Genomic DNA, 15,975 nt, shown 5'->3' on the forward strand with positions numbered 1-15,975 from the left:
AATGTTCCTTCAAAAGCCGAATTGTCCGAAGCCACTTTGCCGATCTCCTGAGTGAGCTATTGGTAATAACGCTGGTGGATTCAGCGTATTCCGCTGCCCGCCTGGGCGCTTGCTTGTTGAGCATCCAGAAACGTTTGTTAATGTTTGTGTCATGACCAAGCCAACATCGAACCTTCTCGACTCCGGTCCCGCGCGGGACACGGATCCGGACACCGGCACGGACACCGGCAGTCGGGACCGCAAATTGTGGCTTTGGCTCGCCGTGCCTGCCGCCTCCGGCCTTGGGCTTGGCCTGGTGTGGTGGCTGTTGGCTCCGGGTGGCCTGAACGTGATCTCCGGAAATCCCGCCCTCGCCGATCCGACAGCCTCGGCCGGCAGGCTTCCGAGGGACCTGGTCCTGGCCGGGCTGCTGTTGCTTTCCGGCTGCTTCACGGCAGTCCTGCTCGACAGCAAGGTCCGGAAACCGGGGCACGGCATTCGCACCTTCCTGGCGGTCCTGGGTGGCGCGGTGGGGGCACTCGTGGCCTGGCAGGTGGGCCTGTTGGCCGCGCAGTGGTGGGGTCCAGCCTCAAGCGGCGGTGAAGGCTTCTCATTGCGGGCGGCGTCGGCACTCTTGCTGTGGCCGGGAGCAACCGCCCTCGTGACATTCCTCCTTACTCTTTTCGGCTTGATGGGAAAGCAGCCCGAGGCACCGCCGCTCGCCCCGTAAAATGATCTGGTGACCATTTCTCCGGAGAACCCTGCCGACACCGCTTCCCAGTCCCTGGACTTCCGCCGCATTGACTTGCGCGGACGGTCCCTGACCTTGGCGGAACTGCGGGCCGTGGTGCCCCGGGCGAAGCATCAGACCATGGCGGACGCCGAGCAAAAGGTCGTGGACATCATTGCGGCGGTCCGCTCCCGCGGCTTCGAAGCCCTGGGTGAGTTCGCGTTGGCGTTCGACGGCGTGGAACAATCCCACCCCCGAGTACCTGCCACGGCCCTTGCCGAAGCCCTTGAAAACCTCGACCCGTCCGTCCGGGCGGCCCTGGAGGAATCCATCAGGCGTGCCCGGCGCTTTGCGGACGGCCAGCGGCCGGCGAACGTCGATGTGGAACTGGGGGACGGCGCCGTCGTGAGCCAGAACTGGGTACCGGTGGGGCGAGTGGGACTGTACGTTCCGGGCGGACTGGCCGTCTACCCGTCCTCGGTGATCATGAACGTTGTTCCGGCGCTGGCTGCCGGCGTCGCCTCGATCGCGTTGGCTTCCCCGCCCCAGAAGGACTTTGGCGGCTTGCCCCACCCCACCATCCTGGCCGCGGCCGCCCTGCTGGGAATCGACGAGGTCTACGCCATCGGGGGTGCCCAGGCGATCGTATCCTTCGCGTACGGCATCCCCGGGACCGGCGAGGACCAGCCCATCGAGCCCGTGGACGTCGTGACCGGCCCCGGAAACATCTTCGTGGCCACCGCCAAGCGGCTTGTGAAAGGCGTCGTGGGGATCGACTCCGAGGCCGGCACCACCGAGATCGCCATCTTGGCCGACGCTTCGGCCCGGCCCGCGCTCGTCGCCGCCGACCTCATCAGCCAGGCCGAGCACGACCCGAAGGCGGCGTCGGTCCTGATCACCGACTCGGAGGAACTCGCCTCGGCGGTGCAGCGGGAACTGGCGCTGCAGGCCGGAACCACGAAGCACGGCGAGCGGGTTGCCACGGCGTTGTCGGGCCCGCAGTCGGGCGTGGTGCTGGTAGACGACCTCGGGCAGGGCATCGCCGTCTGCGATGCGTACGCGGCCGAGCACTTGGAAATCATGACGGCGGACGCAGCCGCGGTCGCCGCGCGGATCCGCAACGCCGGGGCGATTTTCGTGGGGGACTACAGCCCCGTCAGCCTCGGAGACTACTGTGCCGGCTCCAACCACGTCTTGCCCACGAGCGGCACCGCAGCCTTCTCTTCCGGCCTGAACGTGACAACGTTCCTGCGTGCCGTCCAAGTGATCAACTACGACAAGGCTGCCTTGGAACAGGTCAGCAGGCACATCGTGAGCCTCGCGGATGCCGAGGACCTTCCTGGCCACGGCGACGCGGTCAAGATTCGTTTCGCGGGGGCCTGAACCACTACATGTATGGGTCACAACCACTACATATAGTAATTACAGTGTTGTCATTAGGACTCATGTAGCCGTAAACTGGTGCCGGAAGTCAAACTTCCGGCACCTTTTGCGTTTCCGGCACACGCCCGGCGGACAGCGTGCCGGAACCGAAGCGGGGAGGCCCAGCGTGTATTGTCCGTTCTGCCGAAACCCCGACTCCCGCGTCGTGGACAGCCGGATGGCCGACGACGGCTCAGCCATCCGCCGCCGGCGCCAGTGCCCCGAGTGCGGACGCCGTTTCACCACCGTGGAAACCACCAGCCTTTCCGTCATCAAACGCTCAGGCGTGGGAGAGCCCTTCAGCCGGATCAAGATCATCAACGGCGTTCGCAAGGCCTGCCAGGGCCGTCCCGTGACTGAGGACGACCTTGCGATGCTCGCCCAGGAAGTCGAGGAGAACATCCGATCTTCCGGTGCGGCGGAAATCGACGCCCACGAGGTCGGCTTGGCGATCCTTGGGCCACTCCAGAAACTGGACGAAGTCGCCTACCTTCGTTTTGCCAGCGTCTATCAGGCCTTCGAATCGCTTGAGGACTTCGAATCAGCCATTGCGCTGCTCCGGCACGAGGCCGAAAGCGTCGCGGCGGAGAATGCAGCGAAGAGCGCCAAGGGCAAGAGCTCCGAGAAGAGCCCCATTTAGCTCCGGTGGTGGCAGCGGAGGGGAAGCCGCAGCCACCACCGGCACCACCCTACTTGGCCAGCTTGTGGTGGAGGGCGACGTCGAGCGCGGCCCCCACGATCCCGGCGTCGTTCTTCAGTTCCGCCGTCACGATGCGGGTCCGCAGATCCAAGTGGGGGAAGTATTCGTCCGAGCGCTTCGAAATGCCGCCGCCGATGATGAAGAGTTCCGGGGAGAACAGGAACTCGACGTGGGAGAGATAGCGCTGCAGGAGCACGCTGTATTCTTCCCAGCTCAAGCCGTCCCGTTCGCGCGCGACGGCGGATGCCTTCGTTTCGGCGTCGTGGCCGTCCACCTCGAGGTGGCCGAGCTCGGCATTGGGAACCAGGTGCCCGTTGAAGATGAAGGCTGAGCCGATGCCCGTACCGAGCGTGATCACCAGGACCGTGCCGTCGACCCCTTCGCCTGCGCCGTAGCGGGCTTCTGCGAGTCCGGCTGCATCCGCGTCGTTGATTACCTCGACGGGACGGTCCAGACGCTTGGTGAGCAGTGAATCAATGTCCGTGTCGAGCCAGGACTTGTCCACATTCGCGGCGGAGCGGACCACGCCGTGCTGGATGATTCCGGGGAAGGTGACTCCCACGGGTGAACCCTGGGCCGGAGCATCCTCGCGTGCCGACAACTCCTCGACGATCTGTGCGATCACTTCGGCGACAGCTTCGGGTGTGGCGGGCTGCGGCGTCGGAATACGGAGGCGGTCCCCGAGCAGCTTGCCCTTCTTGAGGTCGACGATGCCGCCCTTGATGCCGGTGCCTCCGACGTCGATGCCGATCAGCGGGCCGTTCTTGTGGATCTTCTCATCCTTCTTGGTCAATGCGTTTCCGTTCATGGCAGGAGGGGTGGGCAGGTCGCAGCACGAACGGCTGCAGGTGACCTTCCGGAGAGCTTAAGGAAGAGTCAGGATTTCGGCGCCGGTCTCGGTGACCAACAGGGTGTGTTCGAATTGCGCGGTCCGCTTGTGGTCGCGGGTGACTACCGTCCAATCATCGGGCCACATGTCCCACTCGATCGTTCCGAGGGTGAGCATGGGCTCAATGGTGAACACCATGCCGGCTTCGATCACGGTGTTGTAGGCCGGTGCGGCGTCGTAGTGGGGGATGATCAGGCCCGTGTGGAAGGCCTCGCCGACGCCATGGCCCGTGAAGTCACGGACCACGCCGTAGCCGAAGCGTTTCGCGTATGACTGGATGGCCCGGCCGATCACGTTGATTTCGCGGCCGGGGGCTACGGCCTTGATGGCCCGGTTGAGCGACTCCTGGGTGCGTTCAACCAGCAGCCGGGACTCGTCGTCGACGTCGCCCACCAGGAAGGTGTAGTTCGTGTCGCCGTGGACTCCGTTGATGTAGGCCGTGATGTCGATGTTCAGGATGTCGCCGTCTTGCACGACGGTGCTGTCCGGAATGCCGTGGCAGATGACCTCGTTGAGCGAGGAGCACAGGGACTTGGGGAAGCCGCGGTAGCCAAGAGTCGACGGGTAGGCATGGTGGTCCAGAATGAACTCGTGGCCGATCCGGTCCAACTGGTCCGTTGTGATGCCGGGCTCGATGTGCTTGCCGACCTCGACGATCGCCTGCGCCGCGATTTTGCTGGCGATGCGGATCTTCTCGATGGTTTCCGCCGATTTGACCTCCGACCCGGTGAACTTCGCGGGTCCTGGCTTGCCGACATACTCCGGGCGCGGGATGGACGCCGGTACGGGCAGCTGCGGGCTGACGGTTCCACGGGTGAGCGTGCCGATGGGTGCGGTCAGAGCGGGAGAAGGCATAGATTGATCATATAAGGGACGCACGAGACGCAAGTAACTAAGTAGCTAAATATCGGCCCGTTCGACGGGCAATCGGCCCGCCGGGGTTACGGCGGGAATCGCAAAGGAGAAACAGTGGCGGAGTTCTGGTACAACGTTCAGACGCACCAAATCGAAGAGGACGCGATGTCCGACTGGTCCCAGCTGATCGGTCCCTACAAGACCCGGGAAGAAGCGGAGCACGCGCTCGAAAAGGTCAAGGCCCGCAACGAAGCCTGGGACAAAGACGACGAGGACTAGCGGCGACGAGGGCCGGTTCCGGTCCTAGAAAGAGTGCTCCGGGCCGGGAAACTGGCCGGACCTGACGTCGTCGGCGTAGGCCTTCGCAGCGTCGCTCAGCGTGGTGCGCAGGTCCGCATATTGCTTGACGAACTTGGCCATCTTGCCGCCGCGGAGCCCGGCCATGTCCTGCCACACCAGAACCTGTCCCGTGGTCGCGTTGCCTGCGCCGATTCCGATGGTGGGAACCTCGATCGCGGCGTCGACGGCGGCAGCCGTGTCCGCGGGGACCATCTCCATGAGCACACAGAATGCTCCGGCATTTGCAAGGGCAACGGCGTCTTCGACCAGGCGCGAGGAGTCTTCGCCCCGGCCCTGGACGCGGTAGCCGCCCAGTGAGTGTTCGCTCTGCGGAGTGAAGCCGATGTGTGCCATGACGGGAATGCCGGCCTGGACCATGGCCCGCACCGTTCCGGCGTAGAACGCGCCGCCTTCGATCTTGACAGCGTGCGCCAAGCCTTCCTTCAGGAAGCGGACGCCTGTTGCCACTGCCTGCTCGGGTGACACTTCGTAGCTGCCAAAGGGCAGATCGGCCACGACCAAGGCACGCTTGGCGGATCGGGCCACCGCGCGGCACAAGGGGAGGAGTTCGTCGACAGTCACGGGGAGGCTGGTTTCGTTCCCGAAGACGTTATTGGAAGCCGAATCGCCGATCAGCAGGACCTCGATGCCGGCCTGGTCGAAAATCTCTGCCGTGTACTGCTCGTAGGCAGTCAACATCGCAAAGCGCTCACCCTTGGCCTTGGCCTGTTGAAGGTGATGGGTGCGGATCCTTGCGGCGGGCTTCGGCGTCGAAGCATCCGCTGAAGCCCCGGAACCTGCAGCGGCAGGTCCCGTTCCGTAAGGAGCAGGAATTTCGGCGGGCATGCTGGAATCGGAACTGTTGCTTGGGGCCATGAATAGAGCGTATGCGGTACCGGCCGTCCTAGCCACCGGCGCATGGGGAGCCTCACATTTGTAAACGCTGTGTTACGCGAACCAGGGGTGCAGCCAATCCGGGCCAATGCTTAGTAGAGTGAATGCTGAGTTGTCGTCGGCTTCGAATTCCGAATCCGCGGCATGGACGTTGACCCGGAAATGAGGCCCCATGGACCGCCAGCAAGAGTTCGTTCTGCGAACTATCGAAGAGCGTGATGTGCGCTTCGTACGCTTGTGGTTTACCGACGTCGTCGGTTCCCTGAAATCGGTGGCTCTTGCGCCGGCAGAAGTGGAAGGCGCCTTCGAAGAAGGCCTGGGTTTCGATGGCTCGGCGATCGAGGGCCTCGCGAGGGTTTTCGAGTCCGACATGCTGGCGCAGCCCGACCCCTCCACCTTCCAGATCCTGCCGTGGCGCGGTGAAACCGAGCAGACCTCGAGGATGTTCTGCGACATCCTGACCCCCGACGGCGAGCCGTCGGCCGCCGACCCCCGGAACGTGCTCAAGCGGACCCTCGCCAAGGCAGCGGACATGGGCTTCACCTGCTACACGCATCCTGAGATCGAGTTCTACCTCCTCAAGTCCCAGGACCTCGACGCCAACGGCGTCCCTGTTCCCGTTGACGAGGGCGGCTACTTCGACCACGTGCCGGGCGGCGTGGCACAGGACTTCCGCCGCACGGCCGTCACCATGCTTGAATCCGTGGGAATCTCCGTGGAGTTCAGCCACCACGAAGGTGGACCCGGCCAGAACGAGATCGATCTCCGGTACGCGGACGCCCTCCAGACGGCGGACAACATCATGACTTTCCGCACGGTCATCAAGGAAGTGGCCCTGCAGCAGGGCACCTACGCCACGTTCATGCCGAAGCCGTTCACCGACCACCCTGGCTCGGGCATGCACACGCACTTCTCGCTGTTCGAGGGTGACACGAACGCTTTCTACGAAGCCGGCGCCGAATTCCAGTTGTCCAAGACGGCACGCCAGTTCATCGCCGGCATCCTGCGCCACGCTCCGGAATTCACCGCCGTCACCAACCAGTTCGTCAATTCGTACAAGCGTCTCTGGGGCGGCGGCGAAGCGCCCAGCTACCTGAGCTGGGGCCACAACAACCGTTCTGCCCTGGTTCGCGTCCCGCTGTACAAGCCGGGCAAGGGCCAGTCCGCACGGATCGAATACCGCGGGATTGACTCCGCCACCAACCCTTACCTCGCCTACGCCGTGTTGCTCGGGGCAGGACTCAAGGGTATCGAAGGAGGCTACGACCTTCCGGCCGCCGCGGAAGACGACGTCTGGTCGCTGACCTCGGCCGAGCGCAAGGCGATGGGTCACACTCCGCTGCCGGCAAGCCTGCACGATGCCATCCGCGCCATGGAGGATTCGGAACTCGTAGCTGACATCCTCGGCGAACAGGTCTTTGACCACTTCCTGCGCAACAAGCGTGCGGAATGGCAGGACTACCGGCTCCAGGTCACGCCTTACGAGCTCAAGCGCAATCTCGGCATTCTCTAAGCCGTGAGTGTGAGCCTGGCCCGCCGGCTCATCTCGGCCGGCTTCAGCGATCTTGAGAAAGGTGAACGTTTCCTTGCCGCGCGTGAACTCGACGGCATCGACCAGGAAACGATCTTTGCCGGTCTGCACCTGAGCGCGAACCCTGACACCGCGCTCCAGTCGCTCGTCCGGTTGATTGAGAAGCATCCCTCGCTCAGGCAGCTCGCGGGGGAGCACCCGGATCGCAGTGAGCCGCTTTACCGCTTGCTGGGGGCATCCGAGGCCTTGGGGGAGTTCCTGATCAGGCATCCGGAACACCTGGACGTCTTCGATGTCCGCGTCAGCCCGGAACCTTTGTCCGCCGATGCGGGTGAGCTGCGGAGGAAGCTTCTCCGATCGGTGAAGGCAGATCCCAACTCGCCCAGGCCCGTTGCCGCGACGACGGGAGCCTCCGCCTATGCCGCCCTCCGGACGGCCTACCGGCGCGGGCTCACCGAACTGGCCATCAAGGACCTTTGCGCAGCCAGTCCCCAGGACTTCATGCCCGCCGTCGGCGCCGAACTAGCGGACCTCGCCGGTGCGGCGATAGAAGCGGCCTTGGCGGTTGCCAGGGCAGAAGCCGCGGCGACTTTCGACCCCGCCGATATTGCCGGCGTCGGGCTGGCCGTCATCGGAATGGGCAAATGCGGTGCCCGGGAGCTCAACTACATTTCCGACGTCGACGTCATCTACGTGATTGAGGCGCCGGACCTGGAGGACGCCGAGGCCGCGACGATCGGGACTGCCCTGGCCGCCGGGATCTCCCGCGCCATTTCGTCCACGGGGACCGAACCCGGTTTGTGGGAAGTGGACGCGAACCTCCGGCCCGAGGGGAAATCGGGACCCCTCGTCCGGACGTTGCCCTCGCATTTGAGTTACTACGCGAAGTGGGCCGAAAGCTGGGAGTTCCAGGCCCTCCTCAAGGCCCGGACCATCGCAGGGGACCGGGATCTGGGTTCGCGTTACGAGAAAGCCGTCCAGCCGCTCGTGTGGGCTTCGGCCGGGCGGGAAGGCTTCGTGGAATCGGTGCAGGCGATGCGCCGGAGGGTGACGAACAACATTGCGCCCGCGGAAGAACAGCGCCAGATCAAGCTGGGTCCCGGCGGCCTGCGCGATGTGGAGTTCACGGTCCAGCTCCTGCAACTCGTCCACGGAAAGTCCGACGAAACGCTCCGCTGCCGGGATACGACCTCGGCGATAGCCGCGCTGTCCGCGGGCGGCTACATCGGACGGGTCGATGCCGCTGCCTTCGACGCCGCCTACCGTTACCTGCGCGTTCTCGAGCACCGCATCCAGTTGTTCCAGATGCGCCGTACCCACCTCATGCCTACGAGCCAAGAGTCCCTCCGTTTCCTTGCGAAGGCGGTCCTGGGGCCCTTTTCCACGGGGCGGCCACATCCGGACGCCCTGATCGAAACCTGGCAGAAGACAAAACGCTCTGTTCGAGAACTGCACGACCGCATCTTCTACCGGCCGCTCCTCAACACGGCCGCGAAGTTGAGCACCGAAGATGCCCGCCTCACTCCGGAAGCCGCCCAAGGAAGGCTTGCGGCGCTCGGCTATCGCGACCCGCAAGGCGCCATGCGCCATATCGAGGCCCTCACTGCGGGGGTCAGCCGCCGTGCCGCCCTGCAGCGGCAACTGCTTCCCATCCTGCTCGGCTGGCTCGCCGAAGGCGTAGACCCCGACGCCGGATTGCTCGCCTTCCGGCGCGTCAGCGAAGCCCTCGGAACCACCCACTGGTACCTCGGGATGCTCCGGGATTCCCAAGCGGCAGCTGAGCGGCTCTGCCATGTGCTCTCCAACTCACGGTTGATCGCCGATCTGCTGGAGGTGTCCCCGGAATCCGTTGCCTGGCTTGGCGCCGACAAGGAACTCCTGCCGCTCAGCTTCGAAGCCCAGTGGCAGGAAATCCAGTCCAAGATGTCGCGCCATGCCGATCCCGCGAACGCGATGCGGCTGATCCGGCTCATCAGGCGCCGGGAAATCCTCCGGATAGCCATCGCGGACAGTGCGGGCCTCCTGGAGCAAGACGCAGTGGGCGCGGCATTGGCCGATGCCGACCGGGCCGCCGTTTTGGGCGCGCTGCATGTCGCCGAGGCCATCGTGGGTTCCGACGGGCCCCTCAAGACACAGGTGCTCGTGGTTGCCATGGGCAGGCAGGGCGGGCGGGAGATTGGCTACGGCTCGGACGCCGACGTCATGTACGTCCATCGCGCACTTCCCGGTGCGACTGAAGCCGAGGCCCAGCAACAAGCCCTTGCCATTGTGGGACATATTTCCACCTTGCTGACCCAACCCCTCAAACCGGCCATCCTGGCCGAGCGGGTCCTCGCCGTCGACGCCGATCTTCGCCCCGAGGGGAAGAACGGGGCCATGGTCCGGTCCCTGGAGTCATACGCCGAGTATTACCGTCGCTGGTCCCTCATCTGGGAAGCACAAGCGTTGTTGCGGGCGCAACCCATGGCAGGCAACGACGAATTGGCTGCCGAGTTCGTCCGGCTGATCAACCCGATCCGTTACCCGGAATCGCTCCCTGAGACGGATGTGCGGGAGATCCGGCGCGTGAAGGCACGGGTTGAGTCGGAAAGGCTCCCCAGGGGCGCCGACCCGGCCAGGCACGTCAAGCTCGGCAGGGGCGGACTCAGCGACGTCGAATGGCTTGTGCAGCTGCTGCAACTCCAACACGCAGGGAAGCAGCCGCAACTCCGGACTACATCCACCCTTCAGGCCCTCGACGCGATCGAGTCGTTGGACTTGATCGCCAAGGGTGACATCGTGTTGCTTCGCAAAGCCTGGCGCCTCGCGAGCCGTATCCGCTCCGCGAATGTGATCTGCACCGGGCGCGCTTCCGATCTCCTCCCGGCCTCCCGCAGGGATCTGGAGGCCGTCGCGAGATGGTGTGGTTACGCTCCAGGGCAAGCCGCGGTGTTCGAAGAAGACTATCTGCGCCTGAGTCGGCGGACCCGGGCCGTTTTTGAGAAGGACTTCTACGGCCAGTGAGCGCCGGCCTGGGCCGCGCCGTGGAGTGCGCTGCGACGGCTAAGCTCGAAGGATGCCGGAAACCGTGTGGCTCATTCCCCTGAAGGACCTCGACGACGACGCCCGCGCCGTCACGCTGGGCGACGTCGCCACCATGGAACTGGCTGCGGGACAGGAAGACTTCGTCGGGGACCCGTTCACGATGATGATCATGGGTCTGGAGGACGAAAGCCGCCTGCCGTACGTGATCGAAGCGGCCGGTGCCGCCGTAGGAGTCTTCACCTTGCAGGCGTGTGCCGCAACCTTGGCTGGATGGCCCGACGACCACTCGGCCTGGCTCTTGCGTGGCTTCCTGATCGACCGGCCGCACCAAGGCAGGGGGCTGGGCGCCCTGTCGGCTGCGGCCGCTGCCCGGGAAGCACAGAAGCTGACCGCGAGGCTGGGCGGCGGGCAGGCCGGCGTCGTGCTTTCCGTCAACGAACGCAATCCCGCCGCCAAGGCTGCCTACGCAAAGGCCGGTTTTGTCGAAGCGGGCAGGTACTTGGGCGGATCCGCCGGCCCGCAATGGACCATGTACCGGGGTTTCGGCGACTAGGCCGTATCTAGGACTCGACGAGCGTCACGATTGTGTCCGGGCGCACGCCGTCGTACTTCATCGCCTCGGCCGCAGCGTCGGACTCCATCATTCGTTGGAACGTTTCCATGTCCGGGACTTCGACGATCAGCCCGACCCGGTTGGTTTTTGCCGGATCCACGAACGTGCGGACCGTGAAGCCCATGGGTCCGAAGATCTCTTGCCTTTTCGGTGAGCCCAGCCAGTGCTCAACGTCGTCGACCTCATGGAAGATCACCAAGGTTGTCATCGTATGCCTCCGCTTTGAGTGGTTTCGCCAGGAGCCGGAAGGGATGAGGACTCTCTTGAGCATCCTGATCATGCCGAACGTACCACGGTGTCCTCAGCGGCGACAGTGCCGTCGGATTGGCAGAACCGGACGCTCGCTCACCTATGCGGGTGTTTGGCCGGACCCCCGCTCACCTATGCCGTCAATCGGGTCAAAGGGTCTTGCCGGATTAGAATAATAAGCATACTTACAGTAAGGTTGCTGAGGTTTGCACAACGATAAAGGCAATCATCAGAATGTTTACGACTGAAACGGAAGGTACATCATGAATGTCATCCTCGGAATCGTCGCGGTCATCGCGATCGTTTTCTTTATCATTGGCGGAACCGTAAAGGCCCTGGGATTCCTTCTGTGGATCGCCCCGATACTGATCGTCTTGGCGATTATCGTCTTCCTCTTCAGGTTGATTAGCGGGCGCCGGCGGGTGTAGGAAAAATTTGGGGTCCGGCCCCGGCGATCCGGGGTCTTTACGGCAAGGACGGCTGTGTCTTAACGGACACAGCCGTTCTTCTTTTTGACCAAAGCAGCTATGGACGCGGATGATCCGACGGCGCCGCGCCTTCTGTCTCGATGAGGGCGGCGAGCCGTTCCACCTGCTCGGAAAGCCGCCGGACTTCGAGTCGAAGGGGTTCTTCCGCCTTTGCCGTTGCACTTGCCGCCCCTTGGGAAACCTGCTCCACCAGCCATGATGCGACCGATGCTGTGACCACTCCGAGGACCGCGATGCCGCAGACCATGAGGCCGGCCGCCACGCATCGACCCGTGAACGTGACCGGATAGTGGTCCCCATACCCAACAGTGGTAATTGTGACCAGCGCCCACCACAGGGCATCTCCGAAATTACGGATATTTGCACCGTCAGCGTTTTCTTCGACATCGAGAACAGCCAGCGCTCCGCAATAGGTCAGGAGCAGGGCGGCTCCGAGCACGAAGGTGACGATCCGTCCCCTCAGCGCGGTCCCGGCAGTCTTTCGGAGCACCCGCAACAAGGTCACCAGCCGGAGTAGGCGCAAAGGACGCAGGACAGGCAGTGCGAGGATCAAGAGCTCATGAAGGTTCCTGATGAACCACCGTCCCCTCTGCGGCGCGAGGACCAGGTTTGCCAGATAGTCCACAACGAACAGCACCCACGTAAGCCAGACGATCGTGTCCACCACGCCGGATGCGCGTTCTTGAAGGTTGCCGATGACTTGGACGGAGTAGGCCGCGAGGAAAACCAGGGCTGCCACAATGAGCGGCCACTCCATGTAGCGGCGCCAGAGTTGTTGAGTCATGGATGCATCGTAGAGCAAGACTCATGCGCCACAGGCCGTCTGGCATGCACGGCTTCCAGAGTCGTCACGCTGCTCCCAAGGCACGTGGGGGAAGGAGCCGTGGGCGGCGCTCCAGGCGGGAACGTCGAGGTGGTCCGAACGAGCCCCGACATACGAAAAAGCCGGCCCCAGGTGATGAAACCTGAGGCCGGCTTTTCTGTGTGCGGATTCTTGCGGACTGTCTGCGGACTATGCCCGATTTCGCCGCGTGATCCGGCTAGACGCCGTAGTAGAGCTCAAACTCGTAAGGGTTCGGGCGCAGCGACAGCGGGCGGATCTCGTTCTCGTACTTGTACTCGATCCAGGTGTCGATCAGGTCCTGGGTGAACACGCCACCGGCCTGCAGGAACTCGTTGTCCTCGCGCAGGGCCTCAAGCGCTTCCTCAAGGGAGCCCGGAGCCTTGGGGATGTCCTTGGCTTCCTCGGCAGGCAGTTCGTACAGGTCCTTGTCGATCGGAGCCGGGGGCTCGATGCGGTTGCGGATGCCGTCGATGCCGGCCATGAGCTGGGCGGAGAACGCCAGGTACGGGTTGGACGCGGCGTCCGGAGCGCGGAACTCGATGCGCTTGGCCTTCGGGTTGGAACCCGTGATCGGGATGCGGATACCGGCGGAGCGGTTGCCCTGCGAGTAGACCATGTTGACCGGAGCTTCGAAGCCCTTGACCAGGCGGCGGTAGGAGTTGACCGTCGGGTTGGTGAACGCGAGCACGGCAGAGGAGTGCTTCAGCAGACCGCCGATGTACCAGCGCGCGGTGTCGGAGAGGCCGGCGTAGCCCTTCTCGTCGTAGAACAGCGGATCGCCGTTGCTCCACAGCGACTGGTGGCAGTGCATGCCCGAGCCGTTGTCACCGAAAATCGGCTTCGGCATGAAGGTTACGGACTTGCCGTACTCCCATGCGGTGTTCTTGATGACGTACTTGAACTTCTGCAGGTCGTCGGCTGCGTGCACCAGCGTGGTGAACTTGTAGTTGATCTCTGCCTGGCCGGCGGCACCGACCTCGTGGTGGGAGCGCTCGACTTCGAGGCCTGCTTCGTCCAGGGCGATGCACATGGCGTCGCGGAGGTCGGCCTGGTGGTCAACCGGCGCAACCGGGAAGTAGCCGCCCTTGAACGGGGTCTTGTAACCGAGGTTGCCGCCTTCTTCTTCGCGGCTCGTGTTCCACGGGGCTTCAATCGAGTCGACCTTGTAGAAGGAACCCTGCGGGGAGGATTCGAACTGGACGTTGTCGAAGACGTAGAACTCGGCTTCGGGGGCAAAGAATGCCGTGTCGGCAATGCCCGTGGAGGCCAGGTACGCTTCGGCCTTTTCGGCAACGCCTCGAGGGTCGCGGTGGTACGGGTCGCCAGTGCGCGGGTTCACGATGGAGAAGTTCAACGCGAGGGTCTTCTCGATGCGGAAGGAGTCGATGAAGGCCGTCGTGACGTCCGGGATGAGCTGCATATCGGACTCGGCGATGCCCTGGAAACCGCGGATGGAAGATCCGTCAAAGAGCTGGCCGTTGACAAAGAAGTCAGCGTCGACGCTCTTGGCCGGCACATTGAAGTGCTGCTGGACGCCCGGAAGATCGGTGAAGCGGATATCGACGAACTTTACGTCTTCGTCTTTGATGAACTTGAGGACTTCGTCCGCAGTCTTGAACATCTATGCTCCTAACGCATACAGGTAACAGGCCCTTGGGCCGTCTGATCCAGCGCAAACCGAAAGCAGGGAAACAAAAAAGTATCCCCGAAGCGGCGGCTAGCAACTTCTCCAACCATAGGGAAATGGGATTTCCCCGGAGTGTCAGTATTGTTTCGAGCAGGTTACAGAACTGCCTGCCGTGTAAACGCTACTTGTCTACTGCAGTGCCAGTCTATGTCTTTCGTCCGTGTGTCCGTTTCCTTGTGAGCACCGTGAACGATCCACTGCCCGCGGCCCCCGCCGCCGGGCATCGGGCAGTGAAGCCGTAAGCTTGACGTGTGGTTGATCGTAAAGATATTGGTTCTTGGCTCACAGGGCCGGACACGTCCGGAATTTCCAAGTACCCGGGAGCGCGGCTCGGCCTGCCCGAGTCCGGTCCCGGCTCCATGGCCCGGGCCGGTCGCCGCATCCTGGCGATCTGCATTGACTGGGTCATTGCCCTGGCGATCAGCAACTTTGCCTTCAGCGGCAACCAATGGGCAACGCTTGCAGTGTTTGCGGTGGAGCAGATCCTTCTCATCGGCACGCTGGGCTACAGCATCGGGCACCGGGTGGCCGGGATCCACGTCGTACGGCTCGGAGGATCACAAGCGGGGCCCTTGGCCGCCTTCGTCAGGACGGTCCTCCTGTGCCTGGTGATTCCTGCGGTCGTTTTCGACCCCGACCAACGCGGCCTCCACGACCGGGCCATGAATACCATCCTCATTCGGATGTAACTTTTACGGCGACAAAGAATAACAGCAGACGATAAAGCCGCCCGTTCCTGGGGATTCCAGGAACGGGCGGCTGGCGTTGTAGTTAGCGTCCGCGTGCTGCCTTGCGGTCAGGGCGTGCCTTGTAGGGGTCGATTCCCTTGGGGATCGGCAGGCGGTTGCCCAGCGAAGAGATCCGCTTGCTGACAGCGCCGACCTCAACCTTGGTGAGCTCGTTCTTGTACCTGTTCATCGTCTTTGCGATCTGGCTGATCGGCACTTGGCCTTCGCCTCGGCCGCTTTCGATCACGTGAATGGTGACATTCGGCAGAATGCGGGAGAGCTTCTTGCGCTCGGCGTCGACCAGCGGCTTGACGCGGTGCGAAGGTCCTTCGCTGACCAGCACGACGCCGGGACGGCCGATGGCGCGGAAGACGGCGTCCTGGGTGCGCGGGTTGACGGCGACCGGCTGGTCTTCCGTGATCCAGCCGCGGCGCAGGGTCCCCAGCGCCGCACCGGATGCTCCGGGCTGGTTCTCGATCTGCGCGAAGGCAGCCCGTTCCGCGCGGCGCGAGAGGATGAAGACAGCTGCCAGCAGGCCCAAGGGGATGCCGATGATCAAGCCAGTGATCCAGTTGTTCAGGAGGAGCCCGACGATGAGGCTGACAGCAACGACGCCGAGGAACGCCAGCAGCATGAGCCACACGACGATGGGGTCGTTCCGGCGGGTCATCTTGAAGACCTCGCCGATCTGCTTCAGCTGGCTCGGCTTCTTGGCCTTGGCTTCCTTGGGCTTGCGGGAAAACAAGCCGCGCTTGGGAGCGTCGGCAGCCGATGTTGTCGAGTTGCTGGAATCAGGGGATTTCGCCATAGTGCCTTAATTCTACGTGATTTATGCCAAAGGACCGGACGCCGGATTTGTCCGGGATCCGGTCCTTTGACCGTGCTTTTGCCGACGTGCTATGCGTGGTGTGCGAGGAGGGTGCGGGCTTCCTGGCGGGTGGTGCCGGAGTCTTGGATGCCTTCGGCGATGTGGGCGAGGTGCGCGGGGATTTCGCGGCCTTTC

Annotated in this window: 16 protein-coding genes and 1 pseudogene; 9 read left to right on the top strand and 8 right to left on the bottom strand. The window is 63.5% G+C overall.

Annotated elements, in window-relative coordinates; all coding sequences use genetic code 11:
• Positions 1-151: 151 nt before the first annotated feature.
• From KNN17_RS18530 to nrdR, 3 genes are all read left to right on the top strand, one after another.
• A complete protein-coding gene (locus tag KNN17_RS18530; protein WP_078105557.1) occupies positions 152-709 on the top strand; it encodes a hypothetical protein in 558 nt (185 codons plus the stop codon).
• Positions 710-718: 9 nt separating this feature from the next.
• Positions 719-2,092 carry a histidinol dehydrogenase gene (hisD, locus tag KNN17_RS18535; RefSeq protein WP_241710364.1) on the top strand — a complete coding sequence of 458 codons (1,374 nt, stop codon included), beginning with the start codon at positions 719-721 and terminating at the stop codon, positions 2,090-2,092.
• A 166-nt stretch (positions 2,093-2,258) separates the two neighbouring features.
• Complete coding sequence (gene nrdR, locus KNN17_RS18540; RefSeq protein WP_241710365.1) at positions 2,259-2,771, top strand: transcriptional regulator NrdR; 513 nt, start codon at positions 2,259-2,261, stop codon at positions 2,769-2,771.
• A gap of 49 nt (positions 2,772-2,820) precedes the next feature.
• On the opposite strand, the gene ppgK is transcribed toward nrdR, so the two are convergent.
• Positions 2,821-3,624 carry a polyphosphate--glucose phosphotransferase gene (gene ppgK, locus KNN17_RS18545; protein WP_078105554.1) on the bottom strand — a complete coding sequence of 268 codons (804 nt, stop codon included), beginning with the start codon at positions 3,622-3,624 and terminating at the stop codon, positions 2,821-2,823.
• 72 nt (positions 3,625-3,696) lie between these two features.
• On the bottom strand, positions 3,697-4,575 hold the full coding sequence (map, locus tag KNN17_RS18550) for a type I methionyl aminopeptidase (RefSeq protein ID WP_078105553.1): 879 nt from the start codon (positions 4,573-4,575) through the stop codon (positions 3,697-3,699).
• 114 nt (positions 4,576-4,689) lie between these two features.
• On the opposite strand from map, the gene KNN17_RS18555 reads away from it, so the two are divergent.
• Positions 4,690-4,854, top strand: coding sequence for an SPOR domain-containing protein (locus tag KNN17_RS18555; RefSeq protein WP_139359517.1), 165 nt, complete (start codon positions 4,690-4,692; stop codon positions 4,852-4,854).
• Positions 4,855-4,878: 24 nt separating this feature from the next.
• Here KNN17_RS18555 and panB read toward each other — a convergent pair whose 3' ends face one another.
• Complete coding sequence (gene panB, locus KNN17_RS18560; RefSeq protein WP_078105552.1) at positions 4,879-5,790, bottom strand: 3-methyl-2-oxobutanoate hydroxymethyltransferase; 912 nt, start codon at positions 5,788-5,790, stop codon at positions 4,879-4,881.
• Between the two features lie 190 nt (positions 5,791-5,980).
• Between panB and KNN17_RS18565 the strand changes: the two genes are divergently transcribed.
• From KNN17_RS18565 to KNN17_RS18575, 3 genes are read left to right on the top strand one after another with little or no spacing between them, the layout of a single operon-like run.
• Entirely contained in the window at positions 5,981-7,321 is a 1,341-nt protein-coding gene (locus tag KNN17_RS18565) for a glutamine synthetase family protein (protein WP_241710366.1), read from the top strand.
• A 9-nt stretch (positions 7,322-7,330) separates the two neighbouring features.
• Positions 7,331-10,342: a bifunctional [glutamine synthetase] adenylyltransferase/[glutamine synthetase]-adenylyl-L-tyrosine phosphorylase gene (locus KNN17_RS18570; RefSeq protein ID WP_241710375.1), complete on the top strand. Its 3,012-nt coding sequence runs from the start codon at positions 7,331-7,333 to the stop codon at positions 10,340-10,342.
• Between the two features lie 52 nt (positions 10,343-10,394).
• Positions 10,395-10,916, top strand: a complete 522-nt coding sequence (locus tag KNN17_RS18575; RefSeq protein WP_241710367.1) for a GNAT family N-acetyltransferase — start codon at positions 10,395-10,397, stop codon at positions 10,914-10,916.
• A 7-nt stretch (positions 10,917-10,923) separates the two neighbouring features.
• On the opposite strand, the gene KNN17_RS18580 is transcribed toward KNN17_RS18575, so the two are convergent.
• Complete coding sequence (locus KNN17_RS18580; protein ID WP_241710368.1) at positions 10,924-11,184, bottom strand: hypothetical protein; 261 nt, start codon at positions 11,182-11,184, stop codon at positions 10,924-10,926.
• Positions 11,185-11,488: 304 nt separating this feature from the next.
• Between KNN17_RS18580 and KNN17_RS18585 the strand changes: the two genes are divergently transcribed.
• Positions 11,489-11,653: a DUF2207 domain-containing protein gene (locus KNN17_RS18585; RefSeq protein ID WP_139359516.1), complete on the top strand. Its 165-nt coding sequence runs from the start codon at positions 11,489-11,491 to the stop codon at positions 11,651-11,653.
• Between the two features lie 97 nt (positions 11,654-11,750).
• Here the strand turns inward: KNN17_RS18585 and KNN17_RS18590 are convergent, their stop codons facing one another.
• Positions 11,751-12,497 carry a potassium channel family protein gene (locus tag KNN17_RS18590; RefSeq protein WP_241710369.1) on the bottom strand — a complete coding sequence of 249 codons (747 nt, stop codon included), beginning with the start codon at positions 12,495-12,497 and terminating at the stop codon, positions 11,751-11,753.
• A 256-nt stretch (positions 12,498-12,753) separates the two neighbouring features.
• Entirely contained in the window at positions 12,754-14,178 is a 1,425-nt protein-coding gene (gene glnA, locus KNN17_RS18595; RefSeq protein ID WP_078105547.1) for a type I glutamate--ammonia ligase, read from the bottom strand.
• 317 nt (positions 14,179-14,495) lie between these two features.
• Here glnA and KNN17_RS18600 point away from each other — a divergent pair, with 317 nt between their 5' ends.
• Positions 14,496-14,933, top strand: a complete 438-nt coding sequence (locus KNN17_RS18600; protein ID WP_241710370.1) for an RDD family protein — start codon at positions 14,496-14,498, stop codon at positions 14,931-14,933.
• Positions 14,934-15,015: 82 nt separating this feature from the next.
• Here KNN17_RS18600 and KNN17_RS18605 read toward each other — a convergent pair whose 3' ends face one another.
• Complete coding sequence (locus KNN17_RS18605) at positions 15,016-15,780, bottom strand: DUF4191 domain-containing protein (RefSeq protein WP_241710371.1); 765 nt, start codon at positions 15,778-15,780, stop codon at positions 15,016-15,018.
• Positions 15,781-15,869: 89 nt separating this feature from the next.
• Positions 15,870-15,975, bottom strand: a pseudogene (locus KNN17_RS18610) (lipoyl synthase); the annotation flags it as partial.

This window comes from Arthrobacter bambusae, assembly GCF_022606295.1.
GTDB lineage: Bacteria > Actinomycetota > Actinomycetes > Actinomycetales > Micrococcaceae > Arthrobacter > Arthrobacter bambusae_A.

Excerpts from the sequence above, each read along its gene's own strand:
- KNN17_RS18530 (WP_078105557.1), top strand. The coding sequence starts at position 152 with ATGACCAAGCCAACATCGAACCTTCTCGACTCCGGTCCCGCGCGGGAC.
- map (WP_078105553.1), bottom strand. The coding sequence starts at position 4,575 with ATGCCTTCTCCCGCTCTGACCGCACCCATCGGCACGCTCACCCGTGGA.
- panB (WP_078105552.1), bottom strand. The coding sequence starts at position 5,790 with ATGGCCCCAAGCAACAGTTCCGATTCCAGCATGCCCGCCGAAATTCCT.
- KNN17_RS18565 (WP_241710366.1), top strand. The coding sequence starts at position 5,981 with ATGGACCGCCAGCAAGAGTTCGTTCTGCGAACTATCGAAGAGCGTGAT.
- KNN17_RS18575 (WP_241710367.1), top strand. The coding sequence starts at position 10,395 with ATGCCGGAAACCGTGTGGCTCATTCCCCTGAAGGACCTCGACGACGAC.
- KNN17_RS18580 (WP_241710368.1), bottom strand. The coding sequence starts at position 11,184 with ATGACAACCTTGGTGATCTTCCATGAGGTCGACGACGTTGAGCACTGG.
- KNN17_RS18585 (WP_139359516.1), top strand. The coding sequence starts at position 11,489 with ATGAATGTCATCCTCGGAATCGTCGCGGTCATCGCGATCGTTTTCTTT.
- KNN17_RS18590 (WP_241710369.1), bottom strand. The coding sequence starts at position 12,497 with ATGACTCAACAACTCTGGCGCCGCTACATGGAGTGGCCGCTCATTGTG.
- glnA (WP_078105547.1), bottom strand. The coding sequence starts at position 14,178 with ATGTTCAAGACTGCGGACGAAGTCCTCAAGTTCATCAAAGACGAAGAC.
- KNN17_RS18605 (WP_241710371.1), bottom strand. The coding sequence starts at position 15,780 with ATGGCGAAATCCCCTGATTCCAGCAACTCGACAACATCGGCTGCCGAC.